The following is a 19349-nucleotide window of genomic DNA, read 5'->3' as shown; positions in this document are numbered from 1 at the left end:
GGAAAATCATGCTGCGTCAAGGCGATCAGCCAGTATTGGCGCCTGCCGCTCATGCGCCTCGACATGACCAAGGTTTACGGGGGAACCATCGGCAATCCCGAAGAAACGATGCGCCGGGCGCTCAAGACCGTCGAAGCCGTGGCTCCCGTTATTCTGTGGCTGGAAGAGATCGAAAAGGGTGTGGCCGGTTATGCGCAAGGAGACGGCGGCGTGACCGCCCGAATCTTCTCGTCGTTCCTGACCTGGATGCAAGAAAAGAAATCGGTCGTGTTTATCGCCGCTACGGCGAACGAAATCGACAAGCTTCCTCCGGAACTCCTGCGAAAAGGTCGCTTCGATGAGATTTTTTTCGTGGATCTTCCGACGGAGAACGAGCGCGGCGATATCTTTCGAGTGCATATTCTGCGGCACAAACACAATCCTGAAAAATTCAGCCTGGTGAACTTGGCTAAAGCAACCGTAGGATTTGCCGGCGCCGAGATCGAACAGATCGTGAATGCCGGGATGTTCGAAGCCTTCCACGAGAAGCGGCAGTTTAACGAGCACGATCTTTACAAGATGATCGCGCACACCGTGCCGCTCTCCACGACGATGTCGGAGCGGATCAAAGAGATCAAACGCTGGGCCGATAAGCGCGCTGTCCGCGCGTCGAAGTAACTTCTTATTCGCGTTTCACGGGAAATTCGACGGGCAAGCCCCGATGTGGGAGTTAAATCAACGGCATTTGTTGCCGTCAATAAGTGCCTGTAGCTTGTTTATCTGGTCATTAATTGACGCAGCTTCTGGTTCTGAGGCATCGGCTAATTCCGCTCTTTTGGTTTCAATATTTGTTTTTAACTCATCACAACTTGGCAGTCCAATCGCTGCACCCTCTCCTGCATTCCCACCCACGGTTGCCGCTACGGCACTCACGGGCGGTTTCCATCCAAGGATGACTGAATTATCTGACTTCAATTCCTTAAACGACGCCATCTCTTGAGGAAGGAGCTCCCAGTACGTTTCGTTCATCGAATCAAATTTCACGGCGAAGTAATCGCGGATGTCGACCTTTTCTTGTTCTCTCGTGACATCCTGCAATGCGATCATCGTCAGAAGGCGACGGCTCTTGCTATTGGGCAATTTTTCGAAAGCCTTCTCCCGACGTTTGGCGATATCGCCTAGCCGATCCTTGACTGTACCGTCAATCTTTTGCAAATCGAGCGAGTGGGCCGCAATTTGCCCGTCCACAAATGCGATCGCCAGTCCAGCGTCGCGGCCGCCGTTTTTCTTGCGTAGGCCAATGGTGAAATTTGGCGCTGCGATTTTCGCCTCCGCCACGTACACCATGTACTCGTCATCCGCTAAGTTCTGAAAGTCGGTATAGATTGGGTTGATATCGGCATAACTGAAATCAGCCACCGGTATGCGGGGGTCCCGGAAAAGAGCCTGGCTGGGGTGGCTTCCGCCCTTGAGAACGGAGACGTCCTTCTTACTTTTCAGATCGGCTGGAAGCGCAGTTTCAGCGATAACGGTTTCGTAGCGGTCCTTATCGAGTTTGACGGGATCCGCGGAATCGGCCCAATCCAGGATCTTACGAACAACCGCTTCGCTGGATTCACCGTTGGTCGCTCGATCGAACGCAATTAATACGGCCAAGGCGTTGTTGAGTTGATCGCGATCTCTGATATCCCACTTATGGAGACGGGCTTTTGCCATTTGTGCCTTAAGATCTGGATCGTTAAGAATGCGATCTCTGAGAGTTTCTGCCTTAATTTTTTTGATGGTGACAAGGTAGCCGTTCGGCACCTCATTCTCAGCCAATGAGAAATTGGCGGCTCTTAGGGTGTCTTCGCAGGCATCGGGAATCCCATCGGCGTCCGCATCGGGCTGGGTCGATTGCTCCAATTTTGAAATCTCTTCCTGAAGTTGAGCTTCCAATTTTGCAAGTTCGTCTGTCGCTGAAGCCGCTTTCTTTTTGAGATCTTCGTTTGTCGGATCTTTGGCCGCTGCATCCACAATCTTAAGTTGAGCTAAACGGTTTTGTCGAAAGCCAGGAATGTTGGCGGAGCCGCAAGCTCTCTTCCATCGATCCGTCTGGTTGGCGTAAAGGTCGGAATCGACACGGCTGCCGCCGCTGACAAAGCCTTGATCCGTGTCCCCAATTCCCTTGCCCTTTTTGCCGGCGTCCGGCTTTGTGGTCTGCGCCGCCTTCTCGGGACACAGGAGGCCGCGCAGCTGGCACAGAAGAACCGCCTGGGATGTCCCGGCCTGAATGGCGCCGCCCGTCGTGCAGTTGATATACGTGCCCGCGGCCGTGTTAAAACAAACCCCACCACCGAGCGCCTGATTGCCGTTTTGAAGAATATCGTTCCGACGAACGGAGCCGGATGGAGAGGTAGGTTGGCGCTGGGCGAGGTTGGCGTTGTAATTGGCGAACAAGGCGGGATTCAATCTTTGGTTTCTTTGCTGGGTTCCCCCGCACGCGCTGAGGACGATGGGAGCCGCAAGCAAGAGAATCAACCCTCTTACCAAACTCCCGATCCTGATTTGCTCCGTACGCTTCATCGTTCTCTCCTCGTAGGACCCGGTAAGGGTCGTCCGAGGCCAAGAAACGCAACAGGCGTACCAAGGGAAGGTCGAAATAAAGCGTTATAATTTTAGGTAGTTAACGACTCATGTCGGCTTGTTTTGACTGGGCAGGGTGTCGCCTAAGGGTCGCGCTGCGGTAAGCGCGTCCCACTATTGTTTTTCTGCGAGGGCGACCAGTTTGTACTGTTCAAACTGCGCTTCGGCGGCCGTAAAAAGAACCTCGGTGACGAGCCAATACGGAAGTTCCTTGTCGGCAATCACCAGAATTTTCCCTTCGAATTTTACGGAGGGATTGATCGTGGCCATTTGCTTAATGGCGTCCGCCTTTTGCTTGAGTTCTTTGTGAAGCTCGGGAATGAGAAAGTTCCGTTGTCGAGCCGAGTTCTCCATCTTTGTCAGTGCCGCCGTACTGAGCTCCATGACTTTCTTTTCGTCCACGGCGATTATGCCGGCAGTTTCGCCGCCGATCTTCGTGACGGTCAATTTGACCGCTTCACCGGGGCTCATCAGATTCGTCGACTTGGGGATGTTGATTTCTTCGCCCACCGGGATCGACATGGCACTTACGGAATAGCTCTTGAGAAGGAACACGAGGATCAGCGTCAGCATGTCCATCATGGCGACGAGATTGAGTTCCCGGATCTGGACCGGATTAAACGTCTTCCCCCGGCGCTTTTTGAGGCGCGCGCGCCAAGCGTGAGCGAAATGTTCTTCGGTCTTTTGTTTCGCCGGTGTCACAAATAAGCTCCTTTACAAAATGCTCAGCGTTACATCCGGGAAGAGATTTCCCGCTCCCGCTTCACTTTCACGAATGGCGTCCATCGTATGAATGATGTCGTCATAGATGATCCGAGGCTCCGCAATGATCAGGACGCGAGTTTCCTCGGTGAATCGCTTTTTGAGTTCGGTCGCCATGGCCGTGAGCCCCTGAAAATCATAGGCCTCGCCCTTCCTGGCGATCGCCTTTTGAGGGACCGCGGCTCCACCTTGCACGTTCGGGTCGACCTGGAACCCCTCCTTGGTCACCCTCACCATCAGGAGCAACTGCTCCTTTTTCATCTGCGCAGCCGCCTGCGCGGCGTTGGGGGCCAACTGCGGAATGGAGGCATTCAACATCGTAAAGCTCAGAAAGCTGGTAATCGTCACCAGCATGAACAACACGAGGTTCACCATGATATCCAGATAAGGAATCAGGTTCAGCTCCTGACCGATCTCGGCAAGACTGCTTCGGCGCGCTCTCACGGGCGTTGTTGTCCCTACGCCTTTTCGGCGTCCTGGCGAAGCGTCAGAAGATTCTCAAGGCGGCTCGAATAATAATCGAGGTCGCCGATGATCTTCTTCGCGATCCCGGACAGGAAAAGATGGGACATAATACAACTGACGGCGATGACGAGACCGAAGGCCGTGTTGTAGAGAGCTTCGGCGATACCGGAACCGAGGAGCAGGGCTCTCTGCTCGGGCGTGGCAACCGAAAGGCCGGTGAACGCCGTGATCAGTCCGACGATCGTTCCGATCAGTCCAATTAACGTAGCGATGTTGGCGAACGACCAGAGCGTCCCGATCCGCTTTTCCACCAGAGGCGTGACTTGGAGAAGAGCTTCATCCACGCCCATCGAAATCGCCATTCCGCCTCGATTGGCTTTCACCAATCCGGCCTTGACCACCGTGGCCAGCGGAGCCTGTGAAGTATTACAATAGTTGATCGCCTGGGTCAGGTCGTTGGCCAACACGTACCGTTCAATGTTTTGCATGAAGTTTTTGCCGTCAGCGGTGAGGCGAGTCAGGAGCATAAAAAAACGCTCCAAAATCACGGCCCCAGCCAGGATTGAGACGATAAGGTTCACGATCATGAAGGGGCTTCTTAGTAAAACTTCTGAAAATCCCTGCATTTAAACAACCTCCTTAGTAGACTCTTGTGGAGTTAAGTGGGTTACTGCCCAAAACTGCTGCTGTGAAAGTGTTCGGAATCACGGGTGAAACATATTGTAAACGAGCACTTAGGCAGACACAAGCAACTCTTGTTTCCCTTTTTCTTTAATGACCTCCGCCAGCTTTTGATGCTTCCTCCAACCGTTCCGAGGCACAGAAGTTAGCGATAGGCCGGGTCCTCCGCTCAGGTACCTCTTTTTGACCTTTCGTATCCGATTCAAGGCCTCTGCAATCCGGTTCACCGAAACTTGGCCCCACAGGACCGCTTTCGACAAATCCAGGTGAACCTGACGAGCTTCGGAGAGAGATTTGCAAACCAGCAAGAGATCTACGCCGGCGCGTATGGCATTCAGCGCTGCCTCGGAAATCGACGAATGAAGGACGATCGCGTTCATTTCCAAATCGTCGCTGATCGCCACGCCGTCGAAGTGAAGTTTTCGTCGCAACAATCGATCCAGGATGAACTTCGAAAGAGTCGCTGGAAGGGCGCGATCCAGAGAGGGATAGACAACGTGAGCGGTCATGATCGTCGGGACACCGGCCCGTACCGCCGATTCAAAAGGCAAAAGCTCTCGGCGAAACAGTGTTGGGCGCGAAGCTCGAACGATGGGGAGAACCTTATGACTGTCCTTCGATGTGTCGCCATGTCCTGGAAAGTGTTTCGCGCAACAGATCACCCTCTCCTTCTTGTAGGCCTTCACTGTCGTCGCGACGAGTCGGGCAACATCTTTTGGATTTTTTCCAAACGCCCGCGGGCCGATGACGGGGTTTCGTGGATTTGTGTCGATATCGGCCACCGGCGTGAAATTCAGATTGACGCCGATCGCCTTAAGCTCCTTCGCCATCGCCTGGGCTTGCGCTTGGATAAGGCTGAGGCTTTTTGTCTTTCTATAGATGCGGCCGAGATAATCGTTACCGGGAAAAAGTGTGAAAGGCGGACCGAGGCGGGCGACTCGTCCCCCTTCCTGATCGATGCCGATAAAGGGCGGGCGGTCTTTCGGAAAAAGAGACCAAACCGATCGAGCCAACGATCGAAGCTGCGTCGGACTTTTCACGTTTCGACGAAAATAGATCACGCCGCCGGGCGCCACCCGTCGAATGAACACTCTCTCTTCTTTCATTAGACGCGGGCCCGAAAGGCCGATCACCAGGAGCTGACCGATCTCGTCCAAAACCCTCTTTACGTTCTTCAAGCCGAGAAAGCATAACGGCATTTTCTCGAAACGTCGCCAGACCCATAAAACAAAAGTTGTTAAAAGTAGCGTTACGGGTGGCCGGGGGTCCCCATTTGGATCACAGAACGTTTTCATTGCGCCTCATTCCGTTTAGGATGTCGCAACATGCGAATTCGAACCTCCCTTCTGCTCGTAACGCTTTGCTTCCATCCTCTTTCTTGGGCGGCCGAAGACACCTTGGAACCGGTCGATCAAAAACTCCTCCGCGAACTCGAACAACAGGTGACGCAAACCAAGGAAGCGGTATTCCGCGAAAAGGGGAGGTTGCATGAACTCGAAGAAGCGGTCCTGCGCGGAAAAGTGACCGGATCAAAGGCATACATCACGTTCGACAATCAGGCCGAAGGTTTCTTCGCATTCAATTCCGCGGAATTTTTTCTCGATGGCCAGCTGGTCAATAAAGTGAACGGCGAGGGTCGAAAATCACCTTTGGAAAAAGCGTTGGTGTTCGACAAAGATCTCCCGGCGGGGGAACATGTGCTCAAGAGTAAGATCAATTACCGTGGCTCGGACAAATCGATCTACACGGCTTTTTCCTATTTTAAGGACCACCAATTCATCGTGGAATCGACCGAGCGTTTTTCGGTGGAGTATGGGAAGACGACGCAGGTGAAATTGGTCGCCCTGGATAAGGGATATTTCAAGACAGATCTTCAGGAGCGGCTTTACCTGCAGTCTGAAGTGCTCCGGGAATGGGGCACGGAACCCCCCCAATAGGCGGGGTCGATGAATCGATTCACATTCAGTGTTGTTGTTTTTTTCGCGTCCTCCTCGGTCGGCGCCGCCCCCCTGTCGCCTGAGCAGAGCTTGGGCGCGCTCGAACGCGCCGCCGAACGTTTCAAAGAATCCCCGACTCGGATTGCCGTGGCACGCACGGTGATTCACGAGGAGCTTCCCGCGCTTCGAAAGCCGTGGATCACGCTCTCCGCGTACGAACGGATTTCCAATGCGTATCGATCTGACACGAAGATTCCACCGGAGATTTCCGGTGCCGAGAAAGCCGAAGCGGCTTTTCGCCTGGCGAGACACGCCTTTCTTCTCGGACGAATGGATGAAGCAAACGGCTGGGTGGATCAAATTCCCCCGTCGCCGGGAACGGCGCCTTGGCGGGCCAAGGGACAATACCTGCGCGGGGTGTTAGCGCTGAAAGAGAACAGAGCGGATTCAAAGCCGAAAGCCATCGAGGCGTTCATGCTCGCGGCCGGTTTGGGCGGCGATTCGGACGCAGGAACACTCGCGACAACCGCGCTCGCCCGAATGGCGTTTGACAACGGCCAGTACGAGCATGCCCGCGATCTCTACCTGGGCGTGAAAAAAACCCCGGAGCTGTATGAAGCGAGTCTTGATGAGCTCGCTTGGGCGCATCTGAAACTCGGCCGCGCGGACCTGGCCGCCACCGAACTCGATCTACTCTTTACGCTCTATCCACAGAGCCGACGTCTTCCGGATGCGGGTTACCTGCTCGGCCGTCTGGCCGCGGATCCCTCTCGACACGATTCCGAGGGAATTCAAACGCTGGAGCTTCTCGCGTCACGTTTTGTATTTGAACTTGAGGCGAGCGAATCGGCGCATCGGGCCTATGCGGGCCATGAGGAAGAACTGCTGGCGGAGTTCGATCCCCGCCTCACGCAATTCAAAGCTCGGGCGATCCTTCCGCCGATCGCCCGGACGCTGATCGAGCGAAACGGGGCCACGCGCAGTTATCTGGCGCAACTGGACGGACTGATCACGGAACGAACCGAACTGCGGGAGGACCAGGGAGCTCAGGATGCGGCGGCCGTCGCCCTGAGGCAGCCGGGGGGAACGACGATCGAGAGCCTCGCACTTTGGGAATGGGCCAACCACATCGAGCACCAACTCCTCTCCAGCCCCGAAAATTCGTCTTCATTGAAACTGCCGTTGGAGGACGTAACTCGCGAAGTCCGCGAACTCCTGCAAACGGTCGACGAATCCATCGCGAAGTTGGTCGAGATCGACCGGCACATTTGGATTCAATGGAAGACGCTGGGCGGAGACCGGGAAAAAGAGGCTTTGGCCATCAAACAGAAGGCGCGCGAATCGATCGCGCGATTCATCGCCCAGAAGATGCAACTGAAGAAGAGTCAATGGGCGCTTGAGGCTTTGCTGTTACGTGCACGAAAATCCGAAGTTCGAAAGGACGCCCTGCGCCTCACGGCATTGCGAACGAACGCCCCTGCTTCGTCTGCCCTTTTTGCGCGCCTGGATCGCGTCCGCTCGGACGTGGAACGAAAAGAAAACGAACGGATGCCGGAGCTCTCGAAAGATCTCCCGCAACAAACCAGGATCGAGGTCGAAACGTCGGCCCAGATCGACCGAACGATTCAGATTCTCCTCGCGGGCGCGAAGAAAGATCTCAAATCTGTTTTGGACGAAAATCGCCGGGAATTGGCCCGGACGATCACCGATTACCGCTGGAGCGTTGCCGAGACACGCTTTCGTTCGCTGAGGTCCGCGGAGACGGCGCTTCGTTCGAATCAAGCGGAATTCGAGCGGGATCTCGCGAAGCAGGAGGAGCGGTACGTTGAACTCGAGGAGACGTCCGCACCCTCGGCACATTCCGCTTCCCCTCCGATTCGCGATTCGCTGCCGGACGACCTAAGACAGCGGGTGGAGGATTCAAGTCATTTTCTCGCCGCTGCCCGGCAATTTATTCAAGACGCGGACAGGGGAATCAGCAAACGGATCGCAAACGACAAAGAGAGGTATCGGAGCTATGTCGAGGCTCAGGAAAACCGTCTTTCGGACCTCAAGGAACGCGACCGGGAGCGGGTGATTCTCGCCTATCGCGATGTCATGCGAAGCGAGCCGGATCCTGAACGGGCGCCGTATGCGCTCTATCGCTTGGCTCAACTTCATTACGAGCGCGCGGAGGCGGTGGCGCGGAGTTTTGAACGATCCCATCCCAATGAGCGCGCGCCGAGAGAATACACATCGGCGATCTCGCCGCTGGAACGGATCCGGAAGGAATTCCCCAAGTTCGAGCATCGCGACGCGGCTCTTTATTTGCTCGGTCACGTCCTCCTCGATTCTGGAGAGAAAAGACGGTCGGTCGGCACGTTCGAACAGCTTGTGGCGGAGTATCCGAAGAGTCCGCTGCTTCCCGAAGTACACCTTCGGATCGGTGAAAACTATTTCGCCGAGAAAGCGTTTACGAAGGCCATTCCTCATTACAACGCCGTCCTCACATACGGGTTCAATTTTTTTTATGACAAGGCGTTGTACAAGCTGGCCTGGGCGAACTACCTTTTGGGCCGCTATGACTCGGCGATCGCCCACTTTTTGATTTTGCTCGATTACGCCTCCGAACTTTCCGACGATCAAAAGAAGCGCTTCGTCGAACTGGAAGACGAAGCCACGGAATATGTGGCGTTCAGTCTATTCCGATCGGGCGGCAGTTCGACAGCGACGAGGATTTTTGCGAAGACCGGCTGGAAACCTTACGGCCTGGCGATTCTGAAACAGATGGCGGCCATCGCCGAGGAACGATCGAAGGAAGACGAAGCGCTTCGAACCTACGATCTCGCCATCGAGCACTATCCCGATTCCTCATATGCGCCCGATGTTCTGTCGGGGAGAATTCGGATCTTTGAAAAACTCAACGATAACCGCAGCGTAACGGTGGAAATGGAGCGGGTCCTTCGGTTGCTGGAAAGCGGCGGATCCTGGCGAAACAAGAACATGGAGGATCGGGACGCCCTCGCGGCCGCCGATTCACTGGTTCAAAGAGCGACATACAGCCTGGGGACGCAATACGACGCTTCTTATTCCCGTTCGAACGACGACGGTGACCGGAAAAAGGCGGTCGCTCTCTATGAACGTCTAATCGACCGATATCCCCAGTCCGAACAGGCGTACCTAGCCACCTATCGTCTCGGGGAAATCGCTTTCGCCAAGGGGGATTACTCCTCCGCCATCGAACGGTATGACGCCGTGGTTCGAAACGACCGCTATTCGAAACATTTTTCCGATTCTCTCTACGCGATGGTCGTTTCTCGGGAAAAAAACCTCACGGGCCGCGGCGGATTGGACGCGGTGTTGGCCAAGGAACCGGGATCCGTTCCGCCGCAGGCCGAAGCCCTTCTTCAATCGATCGACAACTTCACTCACCGGGCTCCCAAGGATTCGCGGGTGCCCCAAACGCTCTATCGTTCGGCCACCGTTCAGGCCAAAATCGGCCGTACCCAAGAAGCGAGTCGCACATTCCTCCTATTGGCCGAACGTTATCCGCACAGCCGTTGGAGCCAGCAAGCATTCGTCGCCGCCGTCGATACGTTCTTGGCCCAAGAACAATGGGATGACGCGGCAGCCGTCGCAGCCAAAACCCTGCAAGAAAAGACAAACCTCCCCGAAGAAATCCGAAGCGAACTCATGAAGCAGCGGGAGACGTCGTTGTTTAAGGCCGCCGAGAGCCGCGGTAAGAAGGGCCAACCTTCCGAGGCGGTGGAACAGTATCTTGCTTTCCAGAAGGAACTTCCCACTTCCTCGCTGGCACCGGCGGCTCTTTTTAACGCATACGCCATTTCCATGCGCTCCATGAACTACGACACGGCACAACAGGCTCTCACGCTGCTGTACGACCAATATCCTTCCACGGACGAGGGGAAACGGGCCCCTCTTCAACAGGCCTTGCTCTATGACGCCGTATTCGATATCGACCGGGCCATCCCGGCCTATCGTGCCGTATTGGCCAGGACTCTTTCGCCGAAAGATCGCGAAAACGCGATCCTGAACCTGTCTCAACTCTTTCTCGCTCGCGCCAGACAAGATCATGAATTCGAAGAACTCATTTCTCTCGCCAAACAGCTCGACGAAAAACAGAGGGCTGAAATCGAGTTTCACGCGGCGGAGCTTTCCGAAGACGCAGGTCAGGCTGACCGGGCCCGTTCGATTCGCACGAGCCTCGCGCTACGGCCCACGGCGCCGTCGTTGCCTCGCCTTCGAGCCGCGGTGGAGCTGGCACAGGCTTATTGGGATACGGGGAATTTAAAGGAGGCGCAATCGATGGAGCGCCTGGCCGATCAATTTCTCCGCCTGTTACCCAAAGCCGATGCCAATGAAGGTCAGGTCGCTTTGGCTTCCGTCCGGGCCGCAAAGATCTCCTGGAAACGGGCCAGCCTTCGCTCGAACAAGATCAAGTCCACCAGCGCCAAAGCGCTGGTCAATACGTTCCAGCAAAAGGCCACCGATCTTGCCAACCTGGAAAAAAATGTTCTTCAGCTCCTGGAACTTCGTTCGCTTCGCGCGAGCGCTTCGGCTCTGTTTGATCTCGGCCATGCTTATCTCGAATTCGTGGGAGAGCTTCAAGAACTGGCTCCACCTCCGAAGTCTTCGCCTGCCGACATTCAGGAACTGAAGGAAACGGTGAACAAACTCTCGGCGCCGTTGCAGGAGAAAGCAAAAGACGCGTTCTCGAAAACGCTGGCGCTGCTTCAGAGCGCCCGATTGCCGGAGACGTATCTTGGCGAGCTTTTCAAGCAGACGAACGGAGCGGCTCCTACGAAGAGTGAGAGCGCTTGGGCCGACGACCGATGGCCCGACCCAGTTCCGCTATTGTCAGAAAGTGGCACATCTCCGATCAGCCTTTGGAAAAGCGTGATTGTCCTTGCGTCCCCTCCAGCGGCCACTTCAAACATCGTTCCGCCTCTCTGGCTGCAAGACGAAAGGACGAAGAACCGCGAGGCGTCCAGCCGGATCCTCCTCGAACGCCCCAATTCGGCCGCGGCGCTTCACAATCTCTTCTTTGTCCAATTGTTCGAGGGAGATTTCAGCGGTGCGAAACGTTCGCTGTCGCTGATCGGGGATCGCCTCGGCGCCCAAACATCGCTCAGACTCAAAGCCGCCGCGGCCTTCGCGCAAGGAGACTACGGAGAGGTGGTCGACATTCTGGAACCGATGCTCATGAAGGCGGGCCTCGACCGCGGGGATGTTTCGCTCGGTGAATCGACCCGGCAGCTCGTTCTGTCCCGGCTCCTGCGCGGAGAAAAGGAGAAGGCTCTCTCGACCGCCCAAACCCTGATTCGGCTCTTTCCAAAATCGTCCGCCGTCCACCGCGCCTTGGCTGCCGCCTTTCACGCTAGCGGCGACACGCGAATGGCGAGATTCGCTCTGGAACGAACGCTTCGGCTGGATCCGGGGAATAACCTGGCTTCGGGGGAACTGGCCATTTTGCTGGACGCTCGGCGTGATCTACTGACGCGGTCCAAGCTATTGGAGACTGCCGCTCAGAGCGGACATCCGATTCTTGCGAGCAATTGGGCGAAACTGTCATACGATGTCGGAAAAACGGAAGAAGCCTGCATGGAATGGAAACGCGCAAACGAAATGACCGGCCTTCGCCATCCGGTGTTCTTGAAGAGATTGGAAAATTGTGCGACCTCGACTGGGAGCGTTCCATGATGCGAGCCACGGCGATCGGATGGGCGTTAGTGTCCCGAGTCCGATATATCTTGATAGTCGGCCGTCGCTGCATCCCGGCTGGCTGCGTTGCTCCTCCTCGGCGTACGGCCGGTACGCCAGCGTCGGCGCGCCTTGCCATCCGGACGCATCGACGGCCTTTGTTATCAAGCTACCTCGGACTCGGGACACTAGTTTTCTGCTGCTCCGCCGCCCTGGCGGACGAACCAACGACCGCCGCCGAACGGCGCGAAACCTTCGAGTCGATTACGCAAGAACTCAATGCCGGAGCCCCGATCGAACTCAAGGCGCTGGAAATCCGAGCCAAAATTTACGAACCGAGCGTCATTTACATTCTCGACCGAACCCGTTTGGAGATCGACTATCGAGAAAAAGAAACCGGCTTCTCCTCGAGAATCCAGGAGCCGATCGTGGAGAATCTGTTCTGATGCCAGATCACGTCCGCCTTCACACCCGCATCGAACCCCAAAACGCGCTTTGGAGCGAGTGGACCTTCGACGACCCCGTAGAGGTCACCGCCGGTTTCGCGCCGACGGCTTCGATTTGGCTCTTTGATCCGAAGGCCGGACCGACTCGGGCCCTCTTTCAGCGAAGGAAGAACGAGATCCTCCTTCGCATCACGCCGGACCTGCGCGGAGAGCTTCTCTTGGAAGAGCGTAAAATTCCGATCCACGTCTTGCGGAACGCCGGCCTGCTTCGTTGGGACAATTCCGGCGAGTACGTGGTTTTGAGGCAACAGACCTCCGGCACCGTCGTTCTCGGCTCGACGACGATCCGATTCTGGATCACGCGCACCCCCGAAGAACCGGAGTACCCGCTTCACCCCCTTCCGCTGCGAATCGTGGGGGGCATCTCTCCGTTGCTTTTGATCATGTTCCTCGTTTCGATGCTCACCCATTTTTATGTCGTGAAGGTGCTTCGGAGCCTCCCCTCTGCTTCCGAGCCGACGGCGGAGGAAGTTCACCGGCAGTTCGCCCGTTTTCTCGTTCCGAAAGAGGATTACGTGCGCAAGGAACTGGCCCGGCGGGACCAGGCTGCCGCAAATCCGGAGATATCGGAACAGAAAGAAGCCCCTTCCCGCGCTGCTCAGCCTCCTCCTGCGGGCCTTCTGGCGGCCGTTGTAAGCCGGCGAGCGAACCAAAAGTCCTCGCCGTTCTCCAGACTTTTTTCCACCACTTCCCTCTCCGGAAATTTCGAAGGCGTCCTGGGGGGAAAAAGTCTGGACTCTGCGATTGCTCTCCGTCTCCAGTCGGGAACCGCGGGCGGTTCCCAACTCGGAGCCGTGCCCAAGGCGGTTGAAATTAAAACCGAGCGCCCGGTGAACCTGCCGGAAGCGAATTTGGAGAAAAAAACCGCCAATGTCTCGGTCTCGAGGCTTTCGGTGGAACCTGCGGAGGGAGGAGCCGGCTCTCTCGATCGCGACAGCCTCGAACGGATCGTGGCGCAACGAGCGGGCCAATTGCGCGATTGTTACGAGCGCGCGCTCGGCCGCAATCAGACTCTCGCGGGAAAAATCGTCGTACGCCTCGTCATCACGATCGAGGGCCGTGCAACCGGAGTCGCCATCGACCAATCGACGCTGTCGGACAAATGGGTCGAGCAATGCATCACGAGCAAGATCGCTCTCTGGGATTTTCCGAAGCCGGAAGGGGGACCCGCCCCCGTCAAATTCCCCTTTATTTTCAGTACAAGTTCCAAGGGTTAACCTTGTATGCTAGACTGACTTTCTTCAATCCCATGATAAAACGACCCAGCAGCTATCGCGGTTTTACGTTGGTGGAACTGATGATCGTCGTCGTCATCGTGTCGATATTGGCGGCGATCGCCATCCCCGCCTACAGCAAATATGTGAAGAAATCCCGGACCTCCGAAGCGGTCAGTAATCTCGGCGCCATTGCGATGTTCGAAGAGACGTTCTTCTCCGAGAACGACAGCTACGTCACCGCATCCGCAAACCCGGCGTCGGTACCCACTTCAGCCAATCCCGGCGGACGCCTGGCGTTCAGCAGCGGTATTTCCAACTGGGCACAGCTCGGCCGTATCATTCCCGACCGCCAGATGGTTTACTTCCAGTACCAAATCATCGCGGGCCAGTTCACAAGCGGATCGTCTTTCACATCCAGCAGCGGGCCCTTCCTGCAGTCGTACACCTTTACCCATAACCCCGGAGCTGGCTGGTGCACCAATTCCAGCTTCGGCATGTCGGCGTCCAGCCTCACCATACCCTCAGGCGCTTCCGTGAATTGGTTTTACGCGACGGCCACGGGCGATCAAAATGCGAATAAGAAATGTTCGCTCTTTATCAAGGTCATCGACCGCCCCGACATCGTCACCGAAAACGATATTGAATAGTATTTTTTCCCGTTAAGCCATGGCCTCGAGTCGTCGGAGGCCATCCAAGATAAACATTCGCATGAGCACCTGATAGGAAATTCCCTTTCGTTCGGCGATACGCTTGAGTTTCTGAATGACCGGCTCTTCCAAAGCCACACTCGTCGGCTTTCTACGCCCTTTCGAGATTCTTTTCATGGCCTCAAGAAGGAGCCTATCGTCGAAGGTAATCGAGCCTTCATACATTTTTTGCGATCTTGCGTAATAGCGACTCATAGAGTTTTCTCTCCTTTCTGTGTGCCGGCCGAGTGCTAATCGGTCGAATTTTTCCGTTTCGCAAAACAAATGCGACAAAAAGAACCCGCCCCGAAAACGTTGATCCGACAAGAGCTAGGCGCTCCTCGGGTACGGGAGGATCAATCTGAATACCGACAGGCAATGCCGTTCCCGAATGAAACACCTCTTCAACTTCATGGATAGCCACCCCGTGCTTCGTCTGATTCTTCGATCGGTTTCCGGCGTCCCATTCAAATTCGAAGGTTGGGGTTTCAAGAAGCCAAACCAAAAGCCATTCAACGAAGTGAAACTTAGCCACTTAATATATAGTGTAAAGAAGTTCCCAGACAGTGTCTACAGGCCCCGTCACGTATCGCTGGCGATGTACTCTTTTTTCAGCAGATAAAAAACGATTTTAGACGTTTCAAGATCGTTGAACGGACTGGCATCCAGAACCGCCTGGAGAGTCCCCTCATTCAACACCACCTGAAGCACATCGAGGACGCGCGGGTGAAGTTTCGAGAGGGGCGCCGCGAATTTCGACCGGAGCGTTAATTTCGAGTGCGGGGGCGGAAGCCCCTTTCGAAGCTTCTCAAGTTCATCGAACTGGCGGAATCCTTCCATGAGAAGACTTTCGGTCGATTCCGTTACCGGCTGTTCCAGCCGATCGATTTTGAAATCCTCCGGCATCGGCAATAATTCAAACTCGCCTTCATTCCACCCGAGCATCCGGTAAATCGCCTTGGTCCCTTTCACGCTGCCGACTTCCGCCGCCACTATTCGCCCTTCGCTGATCCAAAGTTTTCCCACTCGATTGGACGTCAGCCTTAAAATGCCGCTCTTCCTGTTCTGTGAAAGGTTTTGCAGCAGATCCGCCAGCCCCATGGCGGAAAGGTTTCCCGAGAGAGGTTTGGGCTTTTTCTCCTCGACCGGAGGCGGAGGCTCGGAAGCTTCCACCGGACGTTCCATCTCGAGAGAAAACGACTCCTTCGGCTCTTCCATGACGCCGGAAGATTCGTTCTCGAGCGAAAAGGCCTCCGGTTCGGATCCTCGCGGTCTCGGTTCGTGCCCGAGACCGAGGGCATCCCGCCGGGGTGAAGCCCCTTCGTGAACGACCTGCTTGTCGGCGTGAATCGTCACCTGAAAGACGCTCGTCCCGACCTTGATTTTGTCGTCGCTCTCAACAGCCGCTTCCGATATTTTTTTGCCGTTCAAGAGCGTCCCGTTCGTGCTCTGAAGATCTCGAATCAGGACTCCGTCCGAAGAGACGGTCAGCTGGCAATGCTTTCGGGAAATCTTCTTTTCTCCCAGGAAGATATCGCACTCTTCGCTGCGACCTACCGTGAGTTGGCGTGGGGGAGAGACGCGAATTTCCACGCCTTCGTTCTCCCCTTCCAAGAAGCGCAGAACGACTTCGCCGACGACCATCTCCACCGCCGCTTTCTGTTTCGTCTTAGCCATTATTGCGTCGAAGCCCGCGGAAATTTTGCCTAATATCTCAGTATAGCCGCTAAAGTCGGGCGCATCCAACTTCTGAAAATGATTAGGTAAGTCGGACAAGGCGGCAGAGGGTACCGCCCATTTGAAACGTGTCGCCGGAACTCAGCTTAGCCTCGGCGACTCTCTTGGCATTTACATACGTCCCGTTGGTCGAACCCATGTCGCGGATGGTCACCTGGCCTACGCGATTGACCTCCAGCAGCGCATGCAATCGCGAAATATCGGAATCGCTAAACACAATATCGGCCTTGCCCCGACCGAGACTCGTCGACGACTTCTCAAGGCTGAACTTCTTGCCGGCATCGGGACCCTCCACGATTTCGATGCCGTAAGCCACAGCTTTGAAAGATTGACCCTCCGGTGTGGATTCGGTCGGTTCGGCCAGATCCCACTTGGATACCCCCTTCAGCTCATCGTCGATCATTGCGCCGATGTCCTTGCCGGCCGACGTGACCTCCGCGTCTTCCTTGCCCGACGTACGCAGGTTTTGCAGGTCCGCGACGATCAATATCTTTAATTTGGTCAATCCGAGCTGAATTTCGTCCATATTGGAAAGAATCGTTTTCCGAGTCTTTTCGCCGTTCACTAAGACACCGTTTCTCGAATCGAGATCGACGATCGCCACGTCCTGATCGCTGATTTCGATTGCGGCGTGCATGGAAGAGATCTTCTTATCCTCCAAACAGAAATCCGCCCCCTGCCTTCCGATCACCGTGCGAGGCTTCGTAAGACGGAAGGATTTCCCTTGATCCTCCCCTTCCGTCACGGTCAATGCGATCGAATATTTCACTCTAGTATCCTCATTTCGACGCCCTCAGGTGAAAAGAGAGCGTCGTGCCGCCGACTCGAATGCGATCGCCTTCCGACAAAACCGAATTGGTGATCCGCCGGTCGTTCACGAATGTGCCGTTGGTGGAAGCGAGATCGCGAAGGAGATATTGCCCACCTTCCTGACGTTCCATCAGGGCATGCTTCCGGGAGACATCCTGATCCGCAATCGCCACATCCGCTTCCCTTCGGCCCAGCAAAATCGTAGCTTTGTCCATGGAGTACTCTTTCCCCCGGTCGGGACCCGTCAGAACTTTCAGATACACCACGTTAAGAGGCTCCGGAACCTCGGCATGCGCAAGCTTGCCACCGAGGAGTTCGGGGTGAAAGAATTCCCGGTCGAGAAGCTGGGAAAGGCCGCCCTCGGAGGCCGACATCTCGCGCGGCCGGCCCGCGGCCAGTTTCACCGCCTGCGCCACGTCAAGGCGGACGTGAAACGCCGACATTCCAATCCGGACTTCCGTCCCCGGTTCCAAGAGTTGGTCCCGGACACGCCCTCCGTTGATATACGTTCCGTTCGAGCTGCCCAGGTCGATCACATGAAACGCGCCGCCCCTGTATTCCAGTGCGGCGTGCGTCGACGAGACTTTAAGATCGCGGATCAACACATCGCCGAATTTTCGTCCGAGAACGGTGCGAAAGTGAAGCAGTGGAATTTGCCTCCCCTTCTCGCTCCCGTCCGTAAATTCCAAAATAGCGCCGATCTCGGGCGGGAGAAGTCTTTTTTCTGGAGCTGCCACGCGGTCCACTCTTGCAGCGCTCCAGCATAGCTGATTGCGATTCGCGACGTAACGGTTTAAAACCTATCCCACCATGCGCCGGAACTATCTAGCCGTTGCCTTCGGTCTAATCGCCGTGGGTTGCAGCGTCCCCAGGCCGGAACAGTTTAAGGAAGACAAACCGCTCTACGAACATGCCTTGAAGTTGTTCAACGAAAAGGAATATGAGGAAGCGATCCCGTTTTTTGAAAGCCTGCGGAACCGTTTTCCACAGAGCCCGTACGCGATCCATAGTGAAATGAAGATCGCCGATGCCCGGTTTGAAAAAGCGGACTACGCCGAGGCGGAAGTCGAATACCAATCCTTTCGTTCGCTTCACCCGACGCACTCCAAGATCACCCATGTCGTTTTCCGAATTGGCCTGTGTCATTACAAACAGGCCCCCAAAACCGTCGATCGGGACCAGGTGCATACCGAGCGGGCGATCGAGCTATTCCAAGAATTAATTGCGAAGTGGCCCGCCGCACCAGAGGCGAAAGAAGCCGAGCCGCTTTTGGCGAAATGCCGCCGTGCTTTGGTCGAACGCGACCTTTACGTCGCGAACTTCTATCTCAGGCACAAACAGTACGAAGCGGCGTTGGTCCGGCTGCGCGACCTCCAGACAAAAACGGAATTCCCTGAATTGAACGCCGAGATCCGCTACAAACTGGGTTACGCGTATTACAAATTAAAGGACAAGGATCAAGCTCGAAAGATTCTGCGCGACGTGGCCGACGACCCGAAATCGGGCGAATTTGCCGGCAAAGCCATGGAGCTGCTTAAATAGCGTCCTGAATTTTTATAAGCGCCTCTGGAATTCCCTCCACCCGAGGCCCGCCGGCTTGCGCCATTTCAGGCCTTCCGCCTCCGGTCCCGCCCAAAAGCGCCGCCGCCGACTGAATTAATTTCCCCGCCGGGTACTGTCCCGAGAGGTCTTTTGAAACTTTCACGACGATCAACGCCTTCCCTTCCACCTTCGTCGCCAAAGCCACGACCCCGCTCTTGAGTTCTTCCAAATAGCGATCCGCCAGTTCCCGAAGTTCCTTGTGATCCGCGCCGTCGATTTCAGCCGTTGCGATTCGGATTCCTTTCACTTCGGTGATGCGCGGTTCGATCTTTTTGCCTGCGGATTGCGCCGGTCCGGAACTCTTTTTCCTCAGCTCCTTCTCCAGCTCTTTCTGTCTTTGCAACACCTGCTCGACTCGATCCCCGACGTCTTCCGCCGGTACACCGAGCAGGGAGGCCATCCCTTTTAATTTCTGGTCGGCATCCTGAACGTAGCGCAGCGCACGGTAACCGGTCACGGCATCGATTCGGCGGATTCCGGCCGCTACGCTGCTCTCTTTTATAATCTTGAAGAGGCCGATCTCTCCGGTCCGTTCCAAGTGCGTCCCGCCGCAAAGCTCTTTGGAATAATCCCCCAACGAAATCACGCGCACTTCCGCTCCGTACTTCTCATCGAAGAGAGCTACGGCTCCCGTGGCCAGCG

At 55.7% G+C, this 19349-nt stretch carries 18 protein-coding genes; 7 read left to right on the top strand and 11 right to left on the bottom strand.

The window, feature by feature from the left end; all coding sequences use genetic code 11:
• A partial coding sequence (locus VI895_14110; GenBank protein ID HLG20934.1) for an AAA family ATPase occupies positions 1 to 657 on the top strand: 657 nt, incomplete at its 5' end.
• Between the two features lie 57 nt (positions 658 to 714).
• Here VI895_14110 and VI895_14105 read toward each other — a convergent pair.
• The 5 genes from VI895_14105 to nagZ form a co-directional block, all read right to left on the bottom strand.
• On the bottom strand, positions 715 to 2430 hold the full coding sequence (locus tag VI895_14105; GenBank protein HLG20933.1) for a hypothetical protein: 1716 nt from the start codon (positions 2428 to 2430) through the stop codon (positions 715 to 717).
• A gap of 288 nt (positions 2431 to 2718) precedes the next feature.
• Positions 2719 to 3306, bottom strand: coding sequence for a biopolymer transporter ExbD (locus tag VI895_14100; GenBank protein HLG20932.1), 588 nt, complete (start codon positions 3304 to 3306; stop codon positions 2719 to 2721).
• 12 nt (positions 3307 to 3318) lie between these two features.
• A complete protein-coding gene (locus VI895_14095) occupies positions 3319 to 3810 on the bottom strand; it encodes a biopolymer transporter ExbD (protein HLG20931.1) in 492 nt (163 codons plus the stop codon).
• A 14-nt stretch (positions 3811 to 3824) separates the two neighbouring features.
• Positions 3825 to 4418, bottom strand: coding sequence for a MotA/TolQ/ExbB proton channel family protein (locus VI895_14090; GenBank protein HLG20930.1), 594 nt, complete (start codon positions 4416 to 4418; stop codon positions 3825 to 3827).
• A 147-nt stretch (positions 4419 to 4565) separates the two neighbouring features.
• Positions 4566 to 5690 (bottom strand): beta-N-acetylhexosaminidase, encoded by a 1125-nt coding sequence (nagZ, locus tag VI895_14085; GenBank protein ID HLG20929.1) that lies wholly within the window; start codon positions 5688 to 5690, stop codon positions 4566 to 4568.
• Positions 5691 to 5837: 147 nt separating this feature from the next.
• Here nagZ and VI895_14080 point away from each other — a divergent pair, with 147 nt between their 5' ends.
• The 5 genes from VI895_14080 to VI895_14060 all read left to right on the top strand — a co-directional run bounded on the left by VI895_14080 (position 5838) and on the right by VI895_14060 (position 14519).
• Positions 5838 to 6449, top strand: a complete 612-nt coding sequence (locus tag VI895_14080; protein HLG20928.1) for a hypothetical protein — start codon at positions 5838 to 5840, stop codon at positions 6447 to 6449.
• Positions 6450 to 6458: 9 nt separating this feature from the next.
• Positions 6459 to 12149 carry a tetratricopeptide repeat protein gene (locus tag VI895_14075; protein HLG20927.1) on the top strand — a complete coding sequence of 1897 codons (5691 nt, stop codon included), beginning with the start codon at positions 6459 to 6461 and terminating at the stop codon, positions 12147 to 12149.
• 158 nt (positions 12150 to 12307) lie between these two features.
• On the top strand, positions 12308 to 12595 hold the full coding sequence (locus VI895_14070) for a hypothetical protein (protein ID HLG20926.1): 288 nt from the start codon (positions 12308 to 12310) through the stop codon (positions 12593 to 12595).
• A complete protein-coding gene (locus VI895_14065; protein ID HLG20925.1) occupies positions 12595 to 13872 on the top strand; it encodes an AgmX/PglI C-terminal domain-containing protein in 1278 nt (425 codons plus the stop codon). Before VI895_14070 ends, VI895_14065 begins: the two co-directional genes overlap by 1 nt.
• A 71-nt stretch (positions 13873 to 13943) precedes the next feature.
• Positions 13944 to 14519: a type IV pilin protein gene (locus tag VI895_14060; protein HLG20924.1), complete on the top strand. Its 576-nt coding sequence runs from the start codon at positions 13944 to 13946 to the stop codon at positions 14517 to 14519.
• A gap of 12 nt (positions 14520 to 14531) precedes the next feature.
• On the opposite strand, the gene VI895_14055 is transcribed toward VI895_14060, so the two are convergent.
• The 5 genes from VI895_14055 to VI895_14035 form a co-directional block, all read right to left on the bottom strand.
• Positions 14532 to 14774 (bottom strand): hypothetical protein, encoded by a 243-nt coding sequence (locus tag VI895_14055; protein ID HLG20923.1) that lies wholly within the window; start codon positions 14772 to 14774, stop codon positions 14532 to 14534.
• Positions 14737 to 15093 (bottom strand): BrnT family toxin, encoded by a 357-nt coding sequence (locus VI895_14050; GenBank protein HLG20922.1) that lies wholly within the window; start codon positions 15091 to 15093, stop codon positions 14737 to 14739. Before VI895_14050 ends, VI895_14055 begins: the two co-directional genes overlap by 38 nt.
• A 47-nt stretch (positions 15094 to 15140) precedes the next feature.
• On the bottom strand, positions 15141 to 16235 hold the full coding sequence (locus VI895_14045; protein HLG20921.1) for a DUF4388 domain-containing protein: 1095 nt from the start codon (positions 16233 to 16235) through the stop codon (positions 15141 to 15143).
• 82 nt (positions 16236 to 16317) lie between these two features.
• Positions 16318 to 17064, bottom strand: coding sequence for an FHA domain-containing protein (locus tag VI895_14040; GenBank protein HLG20920.1), 747 nt, complete (start codon positions 17062 to 17064; stop codon positions 16318 to 16320).
• Positions 17065 to 17074: 10 nt separating this feature from the next.
• Positions 17075 to 17842 (bottom strand): FHA domain-containing protein, encoded by a 768-nt coding sequence (locus tag VI895_14035; GenBank protein HLG20919.1) that lies wholly within the window; start codon positions 17840 to 17842, stop codon positions 17075 to 17077.
• Between the two features lie 73 nt (positions 17843 to 17915).
• On the opposite strand from VI895_14035, the gene bamD reads away from it, so the two are divergent.
• Positions 17916 to 18647: an outer membrane protein assembly factor BamD gene (gene bamD, locus VI895_14030; protein ID HLG20918.1), complete on the top strand. Its 732-nt coding sequence runs from the start codon at positions 17916 to 17918 to the stop codon at positions 18645 to 18647.
• Here the strand turns inward: bamD and VI895_14025 are convergent.
• Positions 18640 to 19349, bottom strand: a 710-nt coding sequence (locus VI895_14025; protein HLG20917.1) for a DHHA1 domain-containing protein, incomplete at its 5' end; no start/stop codon positions are given. The genes bamD and VI895_14025 overlap by 8 nt on opposite strands.

This window comes from Bdellovibrionota bacterium (assembly GCA_035292885.1).
Lineage (GTDB): Bacteria > Bdellovibrionota_G > JALEGL01 > JALEGL01 > DATDPG01 > DATDPG01.
The sequence above is the reverse complement of the archived record's forward strand: the minus strand, read 5'-3'. Positions and strand labels throughout refer to the sequence as shown.